Annotated in this window: 15 protein-coding genes and 2 pseudogenes; 16 read left to right on the top strand and 1 reads right to left on the bottom strand. The window is 55.5% G+C overall.

Features of this window, described 5'->3' with window-relative positions:
• Window positions 1-14 precede the first annotated feature (14 nt).
• From araG to otsA, 4 genes are all read left to right on the top strand, one after another.
• Window positions 15-1529, top strand: coding sequence for an L-arabinose ABC transporter ATP-binding protein AraG (gene araG / locus GM30_RS17285; RefSeq protein ID WP_049849631.1), 1515 nt, complete (start codon window positions 15-17; stop codon window positions 1527-1529).
• Between the two features lie 12 nt (window positions 1530-1541).
• A complete protein-coding gene (gene araH, locus GM30_RS17290) occupies window positions 1542-2522 on the top strand; it encodes an arabinose ABC transporter permease AraH (protein WP_049849632.1) in 981 nt (326 codons plus the stop codon).
• Between the two features lie 161 nt (window positions 2523-2683).
• Entirely contained in the window at window positions 2684-3481 is a 798-nt protein-coding gene (gene otsB / locus GM30_RS17295; protein ID WP_049849633.1) for a trehalose-phosphatase, read from the top strand.
• Entirely contained in the window at window positions 3456-4880 is a 1425-nt protein-coding gene (gene otsA / locus GM30_RS17300) for an alpha,alpha-trehalose-phosphate synthase (protein ID WP_049849634.1), read from the top strand. The genes otsB and otsA overlap by 26 nt, the downstream gene beginning before the upstream one ends.
• A gap of 45 nt (window positions 4881-4925) precedes the next feature.
• Here otsA and uspC read toward each other — a convergent pair whose 3' ends face one another.
• The gene (uspC, locus tag GM30_RS17305; RefSeq protein ID WP_049849635.1) at window positions 4926-5360 is read right to left on the bottom strand and encodes a universal stress protein UspC; all 435 of its coding nucleotides are present in this window, start codon (window positions 5358-5360) and stop codon (window positions 4926-4928) included.
• 794 nt (window positions 5361-6154) lie between these two features.
• Here uspC and flhD point away from each other — a divergent pair.
• From flhD to cheZ, 12 genes and pseudogenes are all read left to right on the top strand, one after another.
• On the top strand, window positions 6155-6505 hold the full coding sequence (flhD, locus tag GM30_RS17310) for a flagellar transcriptional regulator FlhD (protein WP_038153372.1): 351 nt from the start codon (window positions 6155-6157) through the stop codon (window positions 6503-6505).
• Window positions 6502-7086, top strand: coding sequence for a flagellar transcriptional regulator FlhC (gene flhC / locus GM30_RS17315; RefSeq protein ID WP_192901444.1), 585 nt, complete (start codon window positions 6502-6504; stop codon window positions 7084-7086). Before flhD ends, flhC begins: the two co-directional genes overlap by 4 nt.
• A 125-nt stretch (window positions 7087-7211) precedes the next feature.
• Window positions 7212-8108: a flagellar motor stator protein MotA gene (gene motA / locus GM30_RS17320; RefSeq protein WP_049849636.1), complete on the top strand. Its 897-nt coding sequence runs from the start codon at window positions 7212-7214 to the stop codon at window positions 8106-8108.
• Window positions 8105-9031, top strand: coding sequence for a flagellar motor protein MotB (gene motB, locus GM30_RS17325; protein ID WP_049849637.1), 927 nt, complete (start codon window positions 8105-8107; stop codon window positions 9029-9031). Before motA ends, motB begins: the two co-directional genes overlap by 4 nt.
• 4 nt (window positions 9032-9035) lie before the next feature.
• Entirely contained in the window at window positions 9036-10970 is a 1935-nt protein-coding gene (gene cheA / locus GM30_RS17330) for a chemotaxis protein CheA (protein ID WP_049849638.1), read from the top strand.
• 20 nt (window positions 10971-10990) lie between these two features.
• Window positions 10991-11494 (top strand): chemotaxis protein CheW, encoded by a 504-nt coding sequence (gene cheW / locus GM30_RS17335; RefSeq protein ID WP_049849639.1) that lies wholly within the window; start codon window positions 10991-10993, stop codon window positions 11492-11494.
• Between the two features lie 160 nt (window positions 11495-11654).
• A pseudogene (gene tar / locus GM30_RS17340) lies at window positions 11655-13305 on the top strand (methyl-accepting chemotaxis protein II).
• A gap of 37 nt (window positions 13306-13342) precedes the next feature.
• On the top strand, window positions 13343-14941 hold the full coding sequence (tap, locus tag GM30_RS17345) for a methyl-accepting chemotaxis protein IV (protein WP_049849640.1): 1599 nt from the start codon (window positions 13343-13345) through the stop codon (window positions 14939-14941).
• Window positions 14942-14960: 19 nt separating this feature from the next.
• A pseudogene (cheR, locus tag GM30_RS17350) lies at window positions 14961-15780 on the top strand (protein-glutamate O-methyltransferase CheR).
• On the top strand, window positions 15777-16826 hold the full coding sequence (locus GM30_RS17355) for a protein-glutamate methylesterase/protein-glutamine glutaminase (protein WP_049849641.1): 1050 nt from the start codon (window positions 15777-15779) through the stop codon (window positions 16824-16826). Before cheR ends, GM30_RS17355 begins: the two are co-directional and overlap by 4 nt.
• A gap of 15 nt (window positions 16827-16841) precedes the next feature.
• Window positions 16842-17231, top strand: coding sequence for a chemotaxis response regulator CheY (cheY, locus tag GM30_RS17360; protein WP_049849642.1), 390 nt, complete (start codon window positions 16842-16844; stop codon window positions 17229-17231).
• A 16-nt stretch (window positions 17232-17247) separates the two neighbouring features.
• On the top strand, window positions 17248-17892 hold the full coding sequence (cheZ, locus tag GM30_RS17365) for a protein phosphatase CheZ (RefSeq protein WP_049849689.1): 645 nt from the start codon (window positions 17248-17250) through the stop codon (window positions 17890-17892).
• The last annotated feature ends 22 nt before the right edge of the window (window positions 17893-17914 follow it).

Genomic DNA, 17914 nt, shown 5'->3' on the forward strand with positions numbered 1-17914 from the left:
CTGGCGGAGTCGTTATGCAACAGTCAACACCGTATCTCTCATTCCACGGCATCACCAAAACGTTCCCCGGTGTGAAAGCGCTGTCGGATATCAGTTTCGACTGCTATCCCGGACAGGTTCACGCCCTGATGGGGGAAAATGGCGCCGGAAAATCCACCCTGCTTAAAATCCTCAGCGGCAACTATTCGCCGACATCCGGTACTCTGCGGATCCGCGGTCAGGAAATGGCTTTTGCTGATACGACCGCTGCGCTGAACGCCGGGGTGGCGATCATTTATCAGGAACTGCATCTGGTGCCTGAAATGACCGTGGCGGAAAACATCTACCTCGGGCAGTTGCCGCACAAAGGCGGGATTGTCAATCGCTCCCTGCTGAATTACGAAGCGCGACTGCAACTGGAGCATCTGGGGCTCGATATCGACCCGGAAACGCCGCTGAAATATCTCTCCATCGGCCAGTGGCAGATGGTGGAAATTGCCAAAGCGCTGGCGCGAAACGCCAAAATTATCGCCTTTGACGAACCCACCAGTTCGCTATCGGCAAGGGAAATCGACAATCTGTTCCGCGTCATTCGCGAACTGCGCAATGAAGGGCGCGTCATCCTGTATGTCTCCCACCGTATGGAGGAGATTTTTGCCCTCAGCGACGCCGTGACCGTTTTTAAAGATGGCCGCTACGTGCGCACCTTTACTGACATGCAACAGGTCAACCATGAGGTGCTGGTGCAGGCGATGGTAGGGCGCGACATTGGTGACATCTATGGCTGGCAGCCGCGCGAGTATGGCGAAGAGCGTCTGCGGCTGGAGCAGGTGCAGGCACCAGGCGTGCGTGCGCCAATTTCGCTCTCCGTACGCAGCGGTGAAATCGTCGGGCTGTTTGGCCTGGTCGGGGCAGGCCGCAGCGAGTTAATGAAGGGGCTGTTTGGCGGCACGCGCATTAGCGGCGGACAGGTGTGGATAGACGGCCAACCCGTCAACATCACCAAACCAGCGCAGGCCATCAGCGCAGGCATGATGCTGTGCCCTGAAGATCGCAAAGCGGAAGGGATCATCCCCGTTCACTCGGTGCGCGACAACATAAATATCAGCGCCAGACGCAAACACATTCTTGGCGGCTGCGTGATCAATAACCGCTGGGAAGTGCAGAACGCCGAGCATCATATTCAGTCACTGAATATTAAAACGCCCGGGGCGGAACAGCTGATCATGAACCTTTCGGGCGGGAATCAGCAGAAAGCGATTCTCGGCCGTTGGCTCTCCGAAGAGATGAAAGTCATTTTGCTGGATGAGCCGACCCGCGGCATTGATGTCGGGGCGAAACACGAAATCTATAACGTTATCTACGCGCTGGCGGCGTCCGGCGTGGCGGTGCTCTTTGCCTCAAGCGATCTGCCGGAAGTGCTTGGCGTCGCCGACCGTATCGTTGTGATGCGCGAAGGTGAAATCGCTGGTGAGTTGCTGCATGAAAACGCCAATGAACAGCAGGCGCTAAGCCTTGCGATGCCTAAAGTCAGCCAGGCGGTCGCCTGAGAGGAGTCTATGATGTCATCTGTTACTACATCCGGCGCAACCCAGAAATCGTTCAGCTTTGGCCGCATCTGGGATCAGTACGGCATGCTGGTGGTGTTCGCCGCTCTGTTTATTGCCTGTTCGATTTTTGTCCCTAACTTCGCCACCTTCATCAATATGAAAGGGCTTGGGCTGGCGATTTCCATGTCCGGCATGGTGGCGTGCGGCATGCTGTTTTGCCTCGCCTCCGGCGATTTTGACCTCTCCGTCGCGTCGGTGATTGCCTGTGCCGGGGTCACCACGGCGGTGGTGATTAACATGACGGAAAGCCTGTGGATCGGCGTGTTTGCCGGGCTGCTGCTTGGCGTGCTGAGCGGCCTGGTGAACGGTTTTGTCATCGCCCGACTGAAAATCAACGCCCTGATCACCACGCTCGCCACGATGCAGATCGTGCGCGGTCTGGCCTATATTATTTCTGACGGTAAAGCGGTGGGGATCGAAGACGAGCGCTTCTTTACGCTGGGTTATGCCAACTGGTTTGGTCTGCCCGCGCCCATCTGGCTGACGGTGGTCTGCCTGGTGATTTTTGGTCTGCTGCTCAACAAAACCACCTTTGGCCGCAACACGCTGGCGATTGGTGGTAATGAAGAAGCGGCGCGTCTCGCCGGGGTGCCGGTGGTGCGCACTAAAATCATCATCTTTGTGCTCTCTGGATTGGTGTCCGCCGCAGCGGGGATCATCCTCGCCTCGCGAATGACCAGCGGTCAGCCGATGACCTCTATCGGCTATGAGCTGATTGTGATTTCGGCCTGCGTGCTGGGTGGCGTTTCTCTGAAAGGAGGGATTGGTAAAATCTCGTATGTCGTCGCCGGGATCCTGATTCTGGGGACCGTGGAGAACGCCATGAACCTGCTGAACATCTCGCCGTTCTCGCAGTATGTGGTGCGCGGTCTGATCCTGCTGGCGGCGGTGATCTTCGACCGTTATAAACAAAAAGCGAAGCGTACGGCGTAATTCCAGTCCCCAACCTTTAAGTTTACTTCTTCCGTCTCGCCAGTGGTTAATTCCACTGGCGTTTTCATTTGAAAATGGCGAGGGCGGTCACACTGTCTATACTTATACTGCTAACTTATTATTAACAAGAAGCCGTTGGCTGTAAAAAAGGAGGACAAAGGGTGGATAAACTGCTCACAGTACCGCCTGATCTGACTGGAAATCTGGCATTTTTCTTTGACCTTGATGGAACGCTTGCAGAGATTAAACCCCATCCTGACCAGGTCGTTATTCCCACCGATGTTCGCCTTTCGCTGCATCAGCTCGCTGAACAGCAAAACGGTGCCGTGGCATTGATTTCAGGGCGTTCGATGGACGAGCTGGACGCGCTTGTCGAACCTTACCGTTTCCCGCTTGCCGGGGTTCACGGGGCAGAGCGTCGTGATATCAATGACCAGTTGCATGTTCTGACCCTTCCCGCCTCGCTGATGGGCACGCTTGAGGAGACCCTCAGGCAGGCGTTAGCGCCGTTGACTGGCAGCGAACTGGAAAGCAAGGGGATGGCATTTGCGCTGCACTACCGACGCGCCCCGCAGCATGAGGCGGCGATTATTGATCTTGCAGAAGATATCGTGGCGCGTTACCCGCAGCTGGCGCTACAGCCGGGGAAGTGCGTGGTGGAGATCAAACCCAAAGGCGTTAATAAAGGTGCGGCCATTGCGGCCTTTTTACAGGAAGTGCCCTTCGTGGGACGTCAGCCGGTATTTGTCGGTGACGATCTGACCGATGAGAGCGGCTTCGAAATCGTAAATCAACTGGGGGGAGTTTCAGTGAAAGTGGGCGAAGGAGAGACGCTGGCGACCTGCCGTTTAGCCAGCGTACCGCACGTACATCAGTGGCTGAAAACCGTGGTGGATACCCAGCAACATACGCTAACTGACAGGAGGGATGGCTATGAGTCGCTTAGTCGTAGTATCTAATCGTGTCGCGTCGCCAGACGATAAGAAAGCCAGCGCCGGTGGCCTTGCGGTCGGTGTACTTGGTGCCCTGAAATCTACCGGGGGATTATGGTTTGGCTGGAGTGGTGAAATTGGTGATGAAGACGTACCGCTAAAAAAGGTCACTCGCGGTGACATTACCTGGGCGTCATTCAATCTTAGCGAGGAGAGTCACGATCTTTATTACAACCAGTTCTCCAACGCCGTGCTGTGGCCAGCCTTTCACTATCGTCTTGACCTGGTCGATTTTCAGCGCGAAGCCTGGGAAGGCTATCAGCGGGTCAATTCGCTGATTGCCGACAAATTGTTGCCGCTGATTGAGCCGGACGACATTCTGTGGATCCATGATTACCATCTGCTGCCATTCGCCAGCGAATTGCGACAGCGCGGTGTGAACAACCGCATCGGTTTCTTTTTACATATCCCGTTCCCGACCCCTGAAATCTTTAACGCGCTGCCGCCGCATGCCGAACTGCTGGAGCAGCTGTGTGATTACGATCTGCTCGGTTTTCAGACGGAAAACGACCGCGTGGCTTTCCTTGAATGCATCAAGGTGCAGACTCGTCTGACGACGCGTGAAGACAACTCGCACCGGGCGTGGGGGAAAGCGTTCAGTACTGAGGTCTATCCGATTGGTATCGAGCCGAAAGAGATTGCACGTCAGGCGAGCGGTCCGCTGCCGCCGAAACTGGCGCAGCTCAAGTCCGAACTGAAGGGGCTGAAAAATATTTTCTCCGTGGAGCGTCTGGATTACTCGAAAGGGTTGCCGGAGCGTTTTCTGGCCTATGAGACGCTGCTGGAGAAATATCCGCAGCATCACGGCAAGATTCGCTACACGCAAATTGCACCTACCTCGCGCGGCGACGTGCAGGCCTATCAGGATATTCGTCATCAGCTGGAAACGGCGGCGGGGCGCATTAACGGTCAGTACGGGCAGCTCGGCTGGACGCCGCTGTACTATCTGAACCAGCACTTTGACCGCAAGATCCTCATGAAGGTGTTCCGCTACTCTGACGTCGGTCTGGTGACGCCGTTGCGTGATGGGATGAATCTGGTGGCGAAGGAGTTTGTCGCGGCGCAGGACCCGGCCAACCCAGGCGTGCTGGTGCTGTCACAGTTTGCCGGTGCCGCTAACGAGTTGACCTCAGCGTTGATCGTCAATCCGTACGATCGCGATGATGTGGCCGCCGCGCTCGACAGGGCGCTCTCCATGCCGCTTGCCGAGCGTATTGCCCGTCATGCGGAGATGGAAAAGGTGATCAAAGAAAACGACATTGACCGCTGGCAGGAACGCTTTATCAGCGACCTAAAGCAGATAACGCCGCGCAGTGAAGAGAGCCGCCTGCGCGACAAAGTGGCGACCTTCCCGAAACTGGCCTGACAGTAATCCGTCATCACTCCCTGCGCGCCCCGGTGGCGCGCAGCATTACGCTTTCTCTTTTTCCAGTGACACTAACAGCACGTCGACGCCGCTGCTGCCAACCACCGTTTTGGCCGAGCAGGTCGCACGTGAGAAAAAGCTTTTGTTGTGATTCCCGCAGAGCACTAAATCCACCTTTTTCTTCTGGCAGAAATGCTTCACTTGTTCGCCTAATTCCCCGGAGGCGATGACCGCTTCTTCGACCGGATAATCCATATGCTGAATCAGTTCAGCCAGAAATTCCTTGGTTTCCTCCTGCATCAGCTCACGCAGATTTTCCAGCATCGGCGCCGCCAGCTGATTGTACATTTCCGGGTCCGCGGCGAAGGTGATCAGGCTGATTTTTGCCTGCACAGGACGGGCTATCGACACCGCTTTGTTGACTAAAATATGGCTTTCCGGCGTCGGGGCGACGGCGACTAAAAGGTGCGAGTACGGCATCGGGCCTCCTTGTGATACGCAAAACTACCCCTTTTTCCTCTTTACTCCGTTTCATCAGTCCATGCAAGCCTGCGGCTCATACAGAAGTGTGAGCGCCATCTGAATATTCATTAATTATTCTTATGTCAGGAATAAGTTGTTATTCCACGGTGTTAAGAAAATGGATCAACTTAACAAAAACTGGTGCTCTTAATAATCCATTTTTAACGGGTGACACAGGTTAACTAACAAAATAAATATAATTACGCATCGCAACAATTTCATAATTCTAAAATGATAACATTATGTTTTTATGATGATTATTATGCATTTATTGGCTATCAATATGACGAATCTGACGCTATCGCGCGGCACGGCAGTTTTTCAAACCAATTTATGGCTTAAGTATGTGTCAGAAAATGCTTATTCACAGTTTAGTAATAGAAAAGTGTAATGAACGCCTAAAATTTCAACAATTGACAACGCATTCTGATGGATTTACTGCTAATATTGAGCCAAATTATGTGACGCAGATCACAAAAATTTCAAATTTTCAGCAAGGCCACATTGTATGTGTAAGAACTCACGAGTACAGTTGCGTCGAATTAGGAAAAATCTTAGTTATTTGTAAGAAATGTTTAAAATTGACGCGTTATCTTTCCACGAAGAAAGAGACATAACAGTCAGGCAAGCCATCGCCTAAGACAACTATGCATTTTGGCCGTTTCTATTTTTTTACCGGGTTTTTACCGGCGACATCACGGGGTGCGGTCACACCGCATAAAATAAATGGTTGGTTATTCGGGATGGGAAAAATGCATACATCCGAGTTGCTAAAACATGTTTATGACATCAACTTGTCATATTTGCTACTTGCACAGCGTTTGATTAGTCAGGATAAAGCCTCTGCGATGTTCCGTCTCGGCATTAACGAAGAGATGGCAACCACGCTCGGGGAGCTTACCCTTCCGCAAATGGTAAAACTGGCGGAAACGAACCAACTGGTGTGTCAGTTCCGCTTCGATAGTCACCAGACCATCACACGCCTGACACAGGAGTCTCGTGTCGACGATCTTCAACAGATCCATACCGGAATCCTCCTCTCTACCCGCTTACTGAAAGAAACCGGTCAGGCAGAAGATTCTGCTAAGAAAAAAAGGGCCTGATGATGAGCGAAAAAAGCATTGTTCAGGAAGCCCGCGATATTCAGTTAGCCATGGAGCTGATTACGCTGGGTGCTCGCTTACAGATGCTGGAAAGTGAGACACAGCTGAGCCGTGGTCGTCTCATCAAACTGTACAAAGAATTGCGCGGTAGCCCTCCACCAAAAGGGATGCTTCCCTTTTCCACTGACTGGTTTATGACCTGGGAACAAAACATCCATTCGTCGATGTTTTGTAATGCCTGGCAGTACTTACTGAAAACAGGTCTGTGCAGCGGTGTGGATGCTGTCATCAAAGCGTATCGCCTCTATCTGGAACAATGTCCACAGCAGGAAACGGGGCCGTTACTGGCGTTAACTCGCGCCTGGACGCTGGTTCGTTTTGTGGAGAGCGGAATGCTCGAACTGTCGCATTGTAACTGCTGCGGTGGAAATTTTATTACTCACGCGCACCAGCCGGTGGGAAGCTTTGTATGCAGTCTCTGCCAGCCCCCGTCACGCGCCGTAAAAAGACGTAAACTTTCCAGCGATGCTGCCGATATTACCTCACAACTGCTGGATGAACAGATAGGTCAGGCTGTTTAACCGAATCGGTGTGGACAAACACTCCAGCAGCGGTAAGCGATTACCGCTGCTTTTTTTTGCCCTAACGAAGACGGAAACGCTTATCTGCTCCTCCTCGCCTTAGTCAACAGTGGAAGGATGATGTCGTGCTTATCTTATTAGGATACCTGGTGGTTATCGGTACAGTTTTCGGCGGTTTTGTCATGACCGGCGGACACCTTGGGGCACTCTATCAACCTGCCGAGCTGGTTATTATCGCCGGCGCGGGTATTGGTGCGTTTATCGTCGGCAACAATGGCAAAGCAATCAAGGGCACGATGAAAGCGCTGCCGTTGCTGTTTCGCCGTTCAAAGTACACCAAGAGCATGTACATGGATCTGCTGGCGTTGCTGTACCGACTGATGGCCAAATCGCGCCAGCAGGGGATGTTCTCGCTGGAACGTGATATCGAAAATCCGCGCGAGAGCGAGATCTTCACCAGCTACCCGCGCATCCTTGCCGACAACATCATGCTCGATTTTATTGTCGACTATCTGCGCCTCATCATCAGCGGCAACATGAACACCTTTGAAATCGAAGCGCTGATGGACGAAGAGATCGAAACGCACGAGAGCGAAGCGGAAGTGCCGGCGAACAGCCTGGCGCTGGTGGGTGACTCGCTGCCGGCGTTTGGTATCGTCGCAGCGGTGATGGGGGTGGTTCACGCGCTGGCCTCGGCTGACCGCCCGGCCGCAGAACTGGGCTCGCTGATTGCCCACGCGATGGTCGGGACATTCCTCGGTATTCTTTTGGCCTATGGATTTATCTCTCCGCTTGCCAGTGTGCTGCGCCAGAAGAGCGCTGAAACCACCAAGATGATGCAGTGCGTTAAGATCACGCTGCTGTCGAACCTGAACGGCTACGCACCGCCAATTGCCGTCGAATTTGGACGTAAAACGCTGTATTCCAGCGAGCGTCCGTCGTTTATTGAACTGGAAGAACATGTCCGTGCCGTGCGTAATCCAAACGCCGCTCAAACGCAAACCACGACCGAGGACGCATGAAAAATCAGACGCATCCTATCGTCGTCGTCAGGCGGCGTAAGCACAAAGGACATCATCATGTCCATGGCTCCTGGAAAATCGCCTATGCCGATTTTATGACGGCGATGATGGCGTTCTTCCTCGTGATGTGGCTGATCTCCATCTCCAGCCCAAAAGAGTTAATTCAGATTGCCGAGTATTTCCGCACGCCGCTGGCAACCGCTATTACCGGCGGGCAGCGGGTGTCCAACAGCGAAAGCCCGATCCCCGGTGGCGGCGATGACTTTACTCAGCAGAAAGGGGAAGTGACCAAACAGCCGAACATTGACGATCTGAAAAAGCGCATGGAGCAGAGCCGTCTGCAGAAAATTCGCGGCGAACTCGATCAGCTGATTGAGTCCGACCCGAAACTCAAGGCACTGCGTCCGCACCTGAAAATCGATCTGGTGCAGGAGGGGCTACGGATCCAGATTATCGACAGCCAGAACCGGCCGATGTTTGAAACCGGACGTGCCGAAGTGGAACCGTACATGCGCGATATCCTGCGGAAAATCGCACCGGTACTGAACGAAATCCCTAATAAAATCAGTCTGTCGGGCCATACCGATGATTTCCAGTATGCCACGGGCGAACGCGGCTACAGCAACTGGGAACTTTCTGCCGATCGCGCTAACGCGTCACGTCGTGAGCTGGTGGCGGGCGGTCTGGACGACGGCAAAGTGTTACGTGTGGTGGGTATGGCTAACACCATGCGCCTTAACGATCGAGGCGGCGATGACGCCATTAACCGTCGTATCAGCCTGCTGGTGTTAAACCACCAGGCCGAAGAGGCGATCCTGCATGAAAATGCGGAGAGCCAGAATGAACCATTAAGTGTTTTACAGCAGCCTGCGGCAGTGCCGTCGGCGGCCAGTCCCACATCGCCACAACCCGATCAGAGGTGATACCGTGAGTATGGATATCAGCGATTTTTATCAGACGTTTTTTGATGAGGCCGACGAATTGTTGGCTGATATGGAGCAGCACCTGCTGGATTTAGTTCCTGAAGCACCTGATGCCGAGCAGATGAACGCCATTTTCCGCGCCGCCCACTCTATCAAGGGGGGCGCAGGGACGTTCGGGTTCACGATCCTGCAGGAGACCACGCACCTGATGGAAAACCTGCTTGATGACGCGCGGCGTGGTGAGATGCAGCTCAACACCGACATTATCAACCTGTTTTTGGAAACCAAAGATATTATGCAGGAACAACTCGACGCCTATAAAAGCTCATCAGAACCTGATGCTGCCAGCTTCGAATACATTTGTACTGCGTTACGCCAGCTGGCGCTGGAAGCGAAAGGTGAGGGTGCCTCCGTGGCTGCGGCAAACGGGGCAAAACTGACCGTCGTGGAGACCGAAGGGGTTGAGCCTGTGGCAGGCGGTCCGGCAGGCAAAACCCGTATCGTACTGTCACGACTGAAGCCCGGCGAACCTGACATGCTTCAGGAAGAACTGAGCAACCTGGCCCAACTGAGCCAGGTAGAAAAAACGGACGACACCCTGTCGGCAACCCTTGACGGCAGCGTCGATCAGGACGATGTCGTGGCCGTGCTGTGCTTTGTTATCGAAGCCGATCAGATTGCCTTTGAAACGGTGACGACTGACGTTGCCGTGGTAGAGGCGAATGAAAGTGCCGCCACCGAGGTCGCCGCCGTTGAACCGGCAGGCCCCGCGGTNNTTGAAAAAGTGGATCAGTTGATCAACCTGGTGGGCGAACTGGTGATCACCCAGTCAATGCTGGCCCAGCGTTCCGGCGAACTGGATCCGGTGCAGCATGGCGATCTGATCACCAGCATGGGGCAACTGCAGCGCAACGCCCGCGACCTGCAGGAATCGGTGATGTCGATTCGTATGATGCCGATGGAGTACGTTTTCAGCCGCTTCCCGCGTCTGGTGCGCGATCTCGCGAGCAAACTCGGCAAACAGGTGGAACTGACCCAGATGGGCAGCTCGACCGAACTCGACAAGAGCCTGATCGAACGTATTATCGACCCGTTAACGCACCTGGTGCGTAACAGTCTCGACCACGGTATCGAACTGCCGGAAGCGCGTATCGCCGCCGGGAAATCTGCCGTCGGCAACCTGGTGCTCTCCGCAGAACATCAGGGCGGCAACATCTGCATCGAAGTGACTGACGATGGCGCAGGCCTGAACCGCGAACGTATCCTGGCGAAAGCGGTTTCTCAGGGCATGGCGGTGCACGACAACATGACCGATGAAGAAGTGGGCATGCTGATTTTCGCTCCCGGCTTCTCCACCGCCGAACAGGTGACCGACGTGTCGGGACGCGGCGTGGGAATGGACGTGGTGAAGCGTAACATCCAGGAGATGGGTGGCCACGTCGAAATTCAGTCCAAAGAGGGTGCCGGTACCACCATCCGTATTTTACTGCCGTTGACGCTCGCCATCCTCGACGGGATGTCGGTCAAAGTCAGTGGCGAAGTCTTCATTCTGCCGCTGAATGCGGTAATGGAATCCCTGCAGCCGCGTGAAGAAGATCTGCATCCGCTGGCGGGCGGCGAGCGTGTACTGGAAGTGCGTGGCGAGTATCTGCCGCTGGTCGAACTGTGGAAAGTCTTTGATGTCGAGGGCGCCAACACCGAACCGACGCAGGGGATTGTGGTTATCCTGCAAAGCGCCGGTCGCCGCTATGCGCTGCTGGTGGATCAGCTGATCGGCCAGCACCAGGTGGTGGTGAAAAACCTCGAAAGCAACTATCGCAAAGTGCCGGGTATCTCCGCGGCCACTATCCTCGGCGATGGCAGCGTAGCGCTGATTGTTGATGTCTCCGCGCTGCAAGGAATAAATCGTGAACAACGCGTGGCGAACACCGCCGCCTGATTGAGATAAAAGGTAATAACATGACCGGTATGAGCACTGTAGCAAAACTGGCGGGTGAGCCAACGGGCCAGGAGTTTCTGGTCTTCACGCTTGGCGATGAAGAGTACGGCATTGATATCCTGAAAGTACAGGAGATCCGTGGTTATGATCAGGTCACGCGCATCGCGAACACGCCTTCCTTTATCAAAGGCGTGACCAACCTGCGCGGCGTGATTGTGCCTATCGTCGATTTGCGCGTGAAGTTCAGCCAGCAGGAAGTGGAGTATGACGAGAACACCGTGGTGATCGTTCTTAACCTCAACCAGCGTGTGGTGGGTATTGTGGTTGACGGCGTGTCTGACGTGCTGTCGCTGGCCTCGGAGCAAATCCGTCCGGCGCCGGAGTTCGCCGTCACGCTCTCCACCGAGTACCTCACCGGCCTCGGCGCACTGGGCGATCGCATGTTGATTCTGGTGAATATCGAAAAACTGCTCAACAGCGACGAAATGGCGCTGCTGGACAGCGCTGCCGCCCACGTAGCCTGATTTTCTCACATCCTTAGCGCCTCCGGAAACGGGGGCGTTATGCTTTGCAATCTTCCTGTCTCCGGGGCACGACCAAAGCGCAATTTTTCCTCCTCTCCCCTTTAAAGTTCTCCCTCTGAATGCCGATAACCCTGTAAATGAATAATTAAGAAGGTGTTGTATGTTGAACCGTATCCGCGTTGTCACGTTGCTGATGTTGGTGCTGGTCGTCTTCGCACTGCTTCAGCTTCTGTCCGGTGGCTTTTTATTTTCCTCCTTGCAGCAAAACCAGCAGAGTTTCGTGCTTTCTAACGAACTGCGTACCCAGCAAACTGAGCTCAGCAAAACCTGGGAGCTGATGCTGCAAACCCGTATCAACCTGAGCCGTTCATCTGCCCGAATGATGATGGACGCAGCCAATCAGCAGAGCAGTGCTAAAACCGATCTGCTGAAGAACGCCAAACTGAGCCTGGCCGAGGCGGCGAAGCATTACGACCTGTTCAAACAGGCTGCTCCGGAATCGGCGATGGCTGACGTCACGCAGCGTGTTGATGAAAGCTATCAGAAATATTTCGCCGGTCTGACGGAGCTTATCAGCTTCCTCGACAACGGCCAGATGGATGCTTATTTCGCGCAACCCACCCAGGGCATGCAAAACGCGCTGGGCGAGGCGATGAGCCAGTACGCGGCGCAGAGCGAAGCGCTCTATCAACAGGCGTTTACCACCAGCGGACAGGATTACCGCTTCGCGCAGTGGCAACTGATGATCCTCGCCGTAGTGCTGGTGGTGGTGTTAGTCGCCGTATGGATTGGTATCCGCCATATCCTGCTGCTGCCACTGGCGAAAGTGATGCACCATTTGCGTCAGATAGCCGAGGGGAATCTGACGTCGTCGCTGGCGATTGCCGGGCGTAACGAAATTGCCCAACTGGCGGACACCGTCAACCATATGCAGCATTCGCTGATCGATACCGTGACCCGTGTTCGTGAGGGAACCGACGCCATTTATACCGGCACCAGCGAAATCGCGATGGGTAACAGCGATCTCTCGTCCCGTACCGAACAGCAGGCTTCCGCGCTGGAAGAGACCGCCGCCAGTATGGAACAGCTGACCGCCACAGTGAAACAGAACGCCGATAACGCCCGTCAGGCGTCACATCTGGCGAAGAGCGCCTCGGATACCGCCGAGCGCGGCGGCAAAGTGGTGGACGGCGTGGTCAAGACCATGCACGACATCGCGGCCAGTTCGCAGAAAATCTCCGACATTACCAGCGTAATCGACGGTATTGCCTTCCAGACCAACATTCTCGCGCTGAACGCCGCCGTCGAAGCGGCCCGTGCGGGCGAGCAGGGTCGTGGCTTTGCAGTGGTTGCGGGTGAAGTCCGCAACCTGGCCAGCCGCAGCGCGCAGGCCGCAAAAGAAATTAAAGCGTTGATCGACGACTCCGTGTCGCGCGTCGATACCGGCTCCGTGCTGGTAGAAAGCGCAGGCGAAACCATGCGTGAAGTCGTCAACGCTGTCACCCGCGTCACTGACATCATGGGCGAAATCTCCTCGGCATCCGATGAGCAAAGCCGCGGTATCGATCAGGTGGCGCTGGCGGTGTCGGAAATGGACAGAGTCACTCAGCAGAACGCCTCGCTGGTGCAGGAATCCGCTGCTGCCGCAGCGGCACTGGAGGAGCAGGCCAGCCGCTTAACACAGGCTGTCTCCACCTTCCGTNAAAAGTCAGAAAACCGTCGGCAGAACGGTGCAGCCGGATGCAGCACCGGTGATTTTACGTCAACGCCCCGCTACGGCGGGCAGCGACGAAAACTGGGAAACCTTTTAATTTCTTTGCGGCACATTGCCGTTAATCGGGAGTGGGGATGTTCAATCGAATTCGTATCTCGACCACGCTGTTTTTGATTTTGATAATTTGCGGCCTGTTGCAGGTGGGGAGCAACGGACTGTCTTTCTGGGCGTTTCGTGACGGATTTCACGGTTTACAACAGGTAGCGCACAGCAATACCCAGCGTACTCAGCTGGCGCAAATGCGCTCTGTACTACTGCAGGCCAGTTCCGCGCTGAATAAAGCCGGAACCCTGACCGCGCTGAGCTACCCGCAGGACGACATCAAAGCGCTGATTGCCAGCGCCCATGCTGCCCTGCAGGAGTCAGATGGATTGCTGAAGGCGTTCGTTGCCGTTCCGGCGATGAACGAGGAAGGCCAGAAACTGATGGAGGTGTCGCAAAGCACTTACCGTCAGTGGCAAGGCGATCTTCAGCATCAGGTCACCTGGCTTGAGAACAACCAACTCTCTGATTTTATGACCGCGCCGGTGGATAAATCGCAGGCCGCGTTTGATGCCAACTTTAATGCCTGGCAGAACCACATCAATCTGTTTGTGGAGAAGGCCGGGCAAGAAGGGGAGACCAACTATCACCGTTCCGCGATGGCCTTTATTGTCGTGCTGGTGCTGGCGGCCTTAGTGACCACCGCCTCGCTGTGGTGGGCGCGTAAGATGATTGTTATTCCGTTGACCATCATCAGCAGCCACTTTGAAAGCATTGCGAAAGGTAATCTGGCGCGGCCGATTGCGGTATACGGCAAAAACGAGATTTCGGCGATTTTTGCCGGACTGAAAGCGATGCAGACGGCGTTGCGCGACACGGTCAGCCAGGTACGTGAAGGCAGCTACGCGATGCATACCGGTATTTCGGAAATCGCAGCGGGCAACAACGACCTCTCTGCCCGTACCGAGCAACAGGCGGCATCGCTGGCGGAAACCGCGGCAAGCATGGAGCAGTTGACCGCCACCGTCGCCCAGAACGCCGACAACGCCCGTCAGGCGTCGAAGCTTGCCAGCAGCGCGGCAGACACCGCGAAGCGCGGCGGGCAGCAGACGTCGCACGTGGCGGAGACGATGCATGAGATCGCCGGGAGTTCGCGCAAGATTGGCGACATTATCAACGTGATCGACGGCATTGCCTTCCAGACCAATATTCTGGCGCTCAACGCAGCGGTAGAAGCGGCGCGTGCCGGGGAGCAGGGACGTGGATTTGCGGTCGTTGCCGGGGAAGTGCGTAACCTGGCGAGCCGAAGCGCGCAGGCCGCGAAAGAGATCAAAACGCTGATCGAGGAGTCCGTGACGCGCGTGCAGGAAGGATCTGAACGGGTGGATATGGCCGCCAGCACCATGCAGGAAATTGTGCGTTCCGTGACGCAGGTAAACGACATTATGGGTGAAATCGCCTCGGCGTCTGATGAACAGCGTCGTGGTATTGAGCAGGTGGCGCAGGCTGTCAGCCAGATGGATCAGGTGACGCAGCAGAACGCCTCACTGGTGGAAGAGGGTGCGGCGGCAACGGATCAACTGGCAAGCCAGGCCGACCATCTGACCTCACTGGTGTCTGTGTTTGAGATTGAAGAAAGGAATGTGACTCAGCAAAGCGTTACGGCTGAGGCTGTACCTGTTGTTTCCTGACCAGGATTAAGAAGGCGCTATGACATCATCTCTGCCCACAGGGCAATCGTCGTTACTTATGCAGATGACACAGCGCCTGGCGCTGTCCGACGCGCAGTTTCGTCGGATATGCCAACTGATCTACCAGCGCGCAGGTATCGTGCTGGCGGATCACAAGCGCGATATGGTTTACAACCGCCTGGTGCGGCGCTTGCGCACGCTCGGGCTGGATGATTTTGGCCACTATCTGACCATGCTGGAGTCGCATCCGGATAATGCAGAGTGGCAGGCGTTTATCAACTCGTTGACCACTAACCTGACGTCGTTTTTTCGTGAGGCACACCACTTTCCGGCGCTGGCGGAGCATGCTCGCCGCCACCGCGGGGGGGAGTACCGCGTCTGGAGTGCGGCGGCATCTACGGGTGAAGAGCCGTATTCGATAGCGATTACGCTCGCTGACACCCTGGGGACGGCCCCGGGGCGCTGGCGGGTGTTTGCCAGCGACATCGACACCGAGGTGCTGCAGAAAGCGCAAAGCGGGATTTACCGCCATGAGGAACTGAAAACGCTGTCGCAGCAGCAGCTTCAGAACTACTTCATGCGCGGCACCGGCCCGCATTCCGGGCTGGTGCGGGTACGGCAGGGGGCGGGGGANGGGACCATTCGATGCGATTTTTTGTCGCAACGTAATGATTTACTTTGACAAAACGACGCAGCAGGAGATCCTCCGCCGTTTTGTCCCGTTACTTAAGCCCGACGGCCTGCTGTTTGCCGGGCACTCGGAGAATTTCAGCCACCTCGTGCGCGAGTTTAGCCTGCGTGGGCAGACGGTTTACGCGCTGAGTAAGGATAGAGCATGAGTAAAATCAGGGTGTTGTCTGTTGATGATTCCGCGCTGATGCGCCAGATCATGACGGAAATTATCAATAGTCACAGTGACATGGAGATGGTCGCGACGGCGCCAGACCCGTTAGTTGCCCGGGATTTAATTAAAAAATTTAACCCGGATGTGTTGACGCTGGATGTCGAAATGCCGCGCATGGACGGTCTGGACTTCCTTGAAAAACTGATGCGTTTGCGCCCGATGCCGGTGGTGATGGTCTCGTCACTGACCGGCAAAGGGTCGGAAGTGACGCTGCGGGCGCTGGAACTCGGCGCCATTGATTTCGTCACCAAACCACAGCTCGGCATCCGCGAAGGGATGCTGGCCTACAGCGAAATGATTGCTGAAAAGGTGCGTGCGGCGTCGCGGGCGCAGGTGATCACCCATAAATCCATGGCGGCACCTGCCATGCTGAAAGCCGGGCCGTTGTTGAGTTCGGAAAAGCTGATCGCGATTGGCGCTTCCACCGGTGGCACCGAGGCGATTCGCCACGTGCTACAGCCGATGCCGCTGACCAGCCCGGCGATTCTGATCACCCAGCATATGCCGCCAGGGTTTACCCGTTCTTTTGCCGAACGGCTCAACAAGCTGTGCCAGATAACTGTGAAAGAGGCGGAAGACGGCGAGCGCGTGCTGCCGGGGCATGCGTACATTGCGCCGGGCGACAAGCACATGGAGCTGGCACGTAGCGGGGCAAACTATCAAATTAAAATTCACGACGGACCGCCGGTTAACCGGCATCGTCCGGCGGTCGATGTGCTGTTTCATTCAGTGGCGAAACACGCGGGGCGCAACGCGGTGGGGGTGATCCTCACCGGGATGGGCAACGACGGCGCTGCTGGCATGTCAGCAATGCACCAGGCGGGTGCCTGGACGATTGCGCAAAATGAAGCAAGTTGTGTGGTGTTCGGCATGCCGCGCGAAGCTATCAACATGGGTGGCGTTAGCGAAGTGGTCGATCTTAGCCAGGTAAGCCAGCAAATGCTGGCGAAAATCAGTGCCGGACAGGCAATACGTATTTAAGAGGAGTGGAGTTTTATGGCGGATAAAGAGCTTAGGTTTCTGGTTGTGGACGACTTTTCCACCATGCGCCGGATCGTGCGCAACCTGCTGAAGGAGCTGGGATTCAATAACGTTGAAGAAGCCGAAGACGGCGTTGACGCGTTGAACAAGCTGCAGGCGGGTGGATTTGATTTTGTCATCTCTGACTGGAACATGCCGAACATGGACGGCCTCGACCTGCTGAAGACCATTCGCGCCGACGGCGGAATGGCGAACATGCCGGTACTGATGGTGACCGCAGAAGCGAAGAAAGAGAACATTATTGCGGCTGCCCAGGCCGGTGCCAGCGGCTATGTTGTGAAGCCGTTCACTGCAGCGACCCTGGAAGAGAAGCTCAACAAAATCTTCGAGAAACTCGGCATGTGAGGACGAGACAATGACGATGACGAAACCCGCGATTAAACCAGGCGAAGAACACTCCGCTGCGGATATCATCGCGCGCATCGGGAGTCTGACCCGTATGCTGCGCGACAGCCTGCGTGAGCTGGGGCTGGATCAGGCCATTGCCGAAGCGGCAGAGGCTATTCCTGATGCCCGCGACCGTCTGGACTATGTCGTCCAGATGACCGCCCAGGCGGCGGAACGCGCGCTTAACTGCGTCGAGCTGTCGCAACCTCACCAGAACCAGATGGAAAAGGACGCCAAAGCGCTGACCGGCCGTTGGGACCAATGGTTCGAAAACCCGATTGAGCTGGCCGACGCGCGCGAACTGGTCACCGACACGCGTAAGTATCTGGCGGATGTGCCACAACACACCAGTTTCACCAATGCCCAGTTGCTGGAAATCATGATGGCGCAGGATTTCCAGGATCTGACCGGGCAGGTGATTAAGCGCATGATGGACGTGATTCAGGAGATTGAACGTCAGCTGCTGATGGTGCTGCTGGAAAATATGCCCGATCAGCCTGCGCGTGCCAAACGCGAAAGCGAAAGCCTGCTGAATGGTCCGCAAATGGACACCAGTAAAGCTGGCGTGGTGGCAAGCCAGGATCAGGTCGACGACCTGCTTGACAGCCTCGGTTTCTGATGTAAAAAGATGGCCCTTGCGG

The organism is Trabulsiella odontotermitis, assembly GCF_001188485.1.
Classification (GTDB): domain Bacteria; phylum Pseudomonadota; class Gammaproteobacteria; order Enterobacterales; family Enterobacteriaceae; genus Trabulsiella; species Trabulsiella odontotermitis_A.